Below are 4,978 nucleotides of genomic sequence, written 5' to 3'. Positions count from 1 at the left end.
GTATTGCTTCTCATGCAGGGAATGTATTAGCAGTTGTTTCTCTCGTATTTGCTGCCGGTATTTTCACTGGTATTTTATCCGGAACAAAAATGGTAGATGCGATGGCTAACAGTGTAGTAACTCTTATACCAGATGTACTTGGACCACAATTGCCAATTATTACAGCTCTTCTTAGTATGCCATTCACATTTTTCATGTCTAATGATGCATTTTACTTCGGGGTATTACCTATTTTGACGAAAGCTGCTGCTACTTACGGAATTAGTGCAGCTGAAATGGGACGCGCTTCCTTACTTGGGCAACCCGTTCACTTATTAAGTCCTCTTGTCGCTTCCACTTATTTATTGGTCGGAATGGCCAAAGTTGATTTCGGTGAACATCAACGCTTCACTTTATTGTGGGCCGTTGGAACGACAATGGTTATGTTAATTACCGGAATTGTAATTGGGATTATTCCAATATAAGATGCAAAAAAACAGTAGAAGAAATAAAATCCTCTACTGTTTTTTATTATGAAGAAGCAAGAAAATAACGTCTCTCCGGTCTCCCAACACTTCCATATATTAGCTCTGCGTGGACTTTCTTCCCAGATATCAAATACTCTAAATAGCGCCTTGCCGTTGATCGGCTTACTCCAATCATTGAGCTTAACATTTCTGCTGTAATCCCTTCTTCATTAACTGTTAACATATGCTTTTTTACTTTCGCTAAAGTATAAGGATCTATCCCTTTCGGGGCATATTCTATTTGATCTCCCTTCACACCTCTTTGAGACCATAAATATTCAATTTGTTCCGTAGATAATTGATTGTTCTTCTTTAACTGTATAATCTTTTTTTGATAGCCTTCTAGACTTGCTTTAAATCGATCAAACATTAGTGGCTTTACGATATAATCTGTTACTCCGCCCCGCAGGGCGTGCCTCACTACATCTGTTTCCGATGCCGCTGTAATCATAATGATATCTGTATCGTGCAAATGATTCCTAATATATGTGACAAGTTCCGTTCCCTGCATATCAGGTAAGTACACATCTAATAACACGAGCTGTGGCTTCACAAGCTCTAGCCATTCTTTCGCTTGTTCTCCAGTCGTTGCCGTTCCAATTACTTTAAATCCCTCAATTTTTTCAGTAAAACGACGATGAATGTCAGCAATCCGAATATCATCTTCTACAATTAATACTTCAATCTCCTCACCCATTACTATTCGCCTCTCTCTTTCGGTAGTGCAATAATAAATAACGCACCACCTAAATCCCCTTTTTCAATTGCAATACTTCCATTTAAATCTTCTACTAACTCTTTCACTTTTGCTAATCCATATCCTCGCTCTCCTCCTTCTTTCGTCGAAAAGCCTTTATAGAATATGCTAGTAATTATTTCATCATGAATCCCTTGCCCTGAATCTTCCACTTCAATTAATATTTCTTCTCCAATATCAGTTACAAACATCCTTACTTTCCTATCATTCTCTTCATTTTTTTCAATTGCTTCAAATGCATTCGTAATTAAATTCCCTAAAATAGAAACGACATAATTACTCTCAATATGTGGACTTAATTTGTCTAAACCACTTTCTCTATCTAGCATAAAATCAATCTTCAACTCTCGTGCTCTATTATAAAATCCAATTAAAATTCCACCTAGCCATGGATTTTGAATCCGCTTCATAATAAATTGAACAAAATCTTGATATACCGCTGTTTCCTTATGAATAAGCTCTAAAGCATCTTCATATGATTCTAATTGGATAAGACCCGAAAGCGTATACAATAAATTATTATATTCATGCGTTTGCGCCCGCAATGCCTCTGTATATTGCTTCGTCTGGGACAATTCTGCTGTTAACTGATCCATTTCAGATTTCAAACGTAAGCTCGATACAACGCCAGTTACTTTATTCTTTACTTTAATAGGTAGACGGTTCGCAATAACAGCCTGTCCTTTTATATTTAATTGGCGGTCAAACTGTTCTTCACCAGTTTGAAATACATCTAGTATCGTTGAATTAGGAATTACATTTAAAATAAATTCCCCAATAATATTTTGTTGTTTATTTAGCGAAAGAATATCATAAGCTGCTTGATTGACTAAACTAATCATGCCATTTTTATCGATTACAATAATCCCTTCACGTACAGATTGAATCACTGTACTATGCTCTTCATATAAAGATGAAATTTCTTCTGGCTCCATCCCGAACATCATTCTTTTTATACTTCCCGCTAAATATATAGAGCCGATTACCCCAATTAAAAGACCTATTACTGTAATCCAAAATACACGCTTTCCATACACTTCTACTGCTCCATGAATATCAGCCATTGAAAACCCAACAGACACCACACCGATAATTTCATTTTCCTGGTTACGGATTGGGACTTTCCCACGCAATGAAGGGCCTAACGATCCATTAGCTTTCGAAACATAAGATTTCCCTTCTAATAAAACGCCTTTATTATCTCCGCCAACCATTTTTTCTCCTATTTTATCTCGCTCAGGATGCGCATAACGAATCCCCTCTTTGTTTCCAACTACAATAAAGTCAGCTTCTGTATCAATTCGAATTTTTTCTGCGATTGGCTGAATAATAGAAGCTGGATTTTCTTTTTGAAAAGCTTCCTGAATTTCTGGTATCGCAGCAACTGTTTTCGCAACATGCAAGGCCCTTTTACCAATTTGCTCTTCTACTGTTTCAGATAATATGTAAAAAAATAAATAACTTGTTAGCAAAAGTACAACAAGAATAAGTGTACTAATAGTTAATGTAATTCTCGGTTGTAGTTTTAATTTTTTCAATGTCAAAACCATTCCCCTAACATAATTAAAGATAGAATTTAAAGAAAATACAGTTTTTTATTATCATAACACGCTTACTATATATTTCTTTCTTTTTTATCTTCATAAAAAAAGAAACGAAGCATAAGCACTACTTCGTTTCTTAACAGTTTATTATTATATTTTAAACTTACCAATCATCTCTTGTAATTCTTCTGCCATTTGTGATAAATGAACTGCTGCTGCATTTATTTCATCTACTGAAGCTAATTGTTCCTCAGAGGAACCAGCAATATTTTGAACGCTTGCCGCATTTTCTTCAATCGTAGCTGCAATTTCATTAATAGATGCACTTACTTGCTTTGCATCTACCGTCATTTGTTTTGCTACATCTACCATGCTATCAATTTGTACAACTGTATCATTTGTAGACTTCAATATTTCGGCAAAGCTTTGCTTCGTTTCATTTGCAACTACAAGTCCTGATTGTACTTCTGTTCCAACTTGATTCATAGAGCTTACTGTTTCTTTTATATCAAATTGAATCTCTTTCACTAGTTTTCCAATTTCCGTAGAAGACTTTCCTGATTGTTCTGCTAGCTTTCGCACTTCATCTGCTACAATTGCAAATCCTCTTCCTTGCTCTCCAGCTCTCGCAGCCTCAATTGCCGCATTTAACGCTAATAAATTTGTCTGTTCTGCAATATGTTGAATCACTTCAAGAATTGCTCCAATTTGTTTCGACTTATCGTCTAACAAACCAATGATTTTGTCTGACTGTGAAACAGAATCATGAATTAATTGCATTTGATTCACAGTTTTTTCAACTAACGTCCCACCATTTTCAGCTTTTTTCTTCGTATACATAGAGGCTGTAGATACTAATGAAGAACTATCTGCAACACGCTGAATTCCTTCTGTAACTTCTTCTAACAATGTTGCTCCTTCTTCAACTTCTTTCGTTTGTATTTCTGCACCACTCGATACTTGCTCTATCGCCTGTGTAATTTGTTCCGTTGCTTCGCTTGTCTGCTTCATACTAGCTGTTAATTCTTCTGAAGATGCTGCTACATGACTTGCTGAAATGTTTATATTGGAAATGACACTATGTAACGATGTAGCCATCTCGTTAAAGCTTTCTCCTAGCTGTCCAATTTCATCTTTAGAATGAACTGTAATTGATTCTGTTAAATCGCCTTCACTAATCTTCTTCGATGATATAACAAGTTGTTTTAACGGTTTAATAATAGACGCAATAATGAAGTAAATTACAATCCCACCGATTAGTAGCGAAAATCCAAGAACAGTTATTGTTTTATAGAAAATAGGTTCAGCCGCTTCGATAATTTCTTTGGAAGGCATAATTCCTGCTATTTTCCATCCAGTTTTCTTATTCGTTTTAAAAGTGATATTACGATCTTCACCATCTAACGAATAATGAACATCCCCAGCTTCCTGTTTATACAATTCTTTACTAAGTTTCTCTTCTAATTTCTCTCCTGGCTTCAGTGTCGGGTGCGCTACTACATTTTTATCTTGATCAAATATTGCTACATACCCTTCCTTACCGATATTAACCATCTTGGAAGTAGTAACAATATCATTAATGATTAAGTCAATCCCAAGAACGCCACTTTTATCCTCATTTTGTTTTGCTAGTGTAATAACAATATTACCTGTCGTTTTTGACTTATATGGAGCAGTTACAATTACTTCTCCGCTTTTCTTCACTGCCTCTTTATACCAATCTCTTTCTGTAGGATTATATCCATCTGGCATCTGAATAGCTGGTGATTGAATAAACTGTCCATTACTAGATCCTGTATAGATTGCTTCCATTTCTGGATGCAGTTTATTGTATTCTTCTAGTTTATTTTGTATGTTTTGAATTTGATCTGCTTGGTAACTTGATTGTGTGAATAATTTTGTAAAATAAGTTGCATCTATTTTTTTACTATCCAATTCTTTATTAATTACATTATCCAAAATTTTTATATTATCTTTCGCCGAGTTCAAAATCGTTTCATTAAAATTCGTCTTCGCCTGTTGATAAGACGTCCAACCAATTACAATACTTGGAAGAATTAAAATAATAATAAATGATACAAGTAACTTTGTTTTTAAACTACTACTCCTTAATTTCCCTTGAAACATACTTCTACCCCTCCATACCGTTTTAAATGTAATTAATTAACATT

Annotated in this window: 4 protein-coding genes; 1 reads left to right on the top strand and 3 read right to left on the bottom strand. The window is 35.0% G+C overall.

Going from position 1 to position 4,978, the window contains the following annotated elements; genetic code table 11:
• Nucleotides 1–464, top strand: a 464-nt coding sequence (locus MR160_RS32685) for an SLC13 family permease (RefSeq protein WP_255805860.1), incomplete at its 5' end; no start/stop codon positions are given.
• A 46-nt stretch (nucleotides 465–510) separates the two neighbouring features.
• Here MR160_RS32685 and MR160_RS32680 read toward each other — a convergent pair.
• From MR160_RS32680 to MR160_RS32670, 3 genes are all read right to left on the bottom strand, one after another.
• Entirely contained in the window at nucleotides 511–1,203 is a 693-nt protein-coding gene (locus MR160_RS32680) for a response regulator (RefSeq protein ID WP_000503468.1), read from the bottom strand.
• Between the two features lie 2 nt (nucleotides 1,204–1,205).
• Nucleotides 1,206–2,813: an ATP-binding protein gene (locus MR160_RS32675; protein WP_033669149.1), complete on the bottom strand. Its 1,608-nt coding sequence runs from the start codon at nucleotides 2,811–2,813 to the stop codon at nucleotides 1,206–1,208.
• Between the two features lie 144 nt (nucleotides 2,814–2,957).
• The gene (locus MR160_RS32670; protein ID WP_000486198.1) at nucleotides 2,958–4,934 is read right to left on the bottom strand and encodes a methyl-accepting chemotaxis protein; all 1,977 of its coding nucleotides are present in this window, start codon (nucleotides 4,932–4,934) and stop codon (nucleotides 2,958–2,960) included.
• Nucleotides 4,935–4,978 lie beyond the last annotated feature (44 nt).

Origin of the sequence: Bacillus cereus group sp. BfR-BA-01382, from assembly GCF_022663475.1 — a bacterium.
GTDB classification, from domain to species: domain Bacteria; phylum Bacillota; class Bacilli; order Bacillales; family Bacillaceae_G; genus Bacillus_A; species Bacillus_A thuringiensis_S.
The sequence above is the reverse complement of the archived record's forward strand: the minus strand, read 5'-3'. Positions and strand labels throughout refer to the sequence as shown.

What these genes read in the sequence shown, in the direction of transcription:
- MR160_RS32680 (WP_000503468.1), bottom strand. Translation starts at nt 1,203, where the DNA reads ATGGGTGAGGAGATTGAAGTATTAATTGTAGAAGATGATATTCGGATT.
- MR160_RS32675 (WP_033669149.1), bottom strand. Translation starts at nt 2,813, where the DNA reads ATGGTTTTGACATTGAAAAAATTAAAACTACAACCGAGAATTACATTA.
- MR160_RS32670 (WP_000486198.1), bottom strand. Translation starts at nt 4,934, where the DNA reads ATGTTTCAAGGGAAATTAAGGAGTAGTAGTTTAAAAACAAAGTTACTT.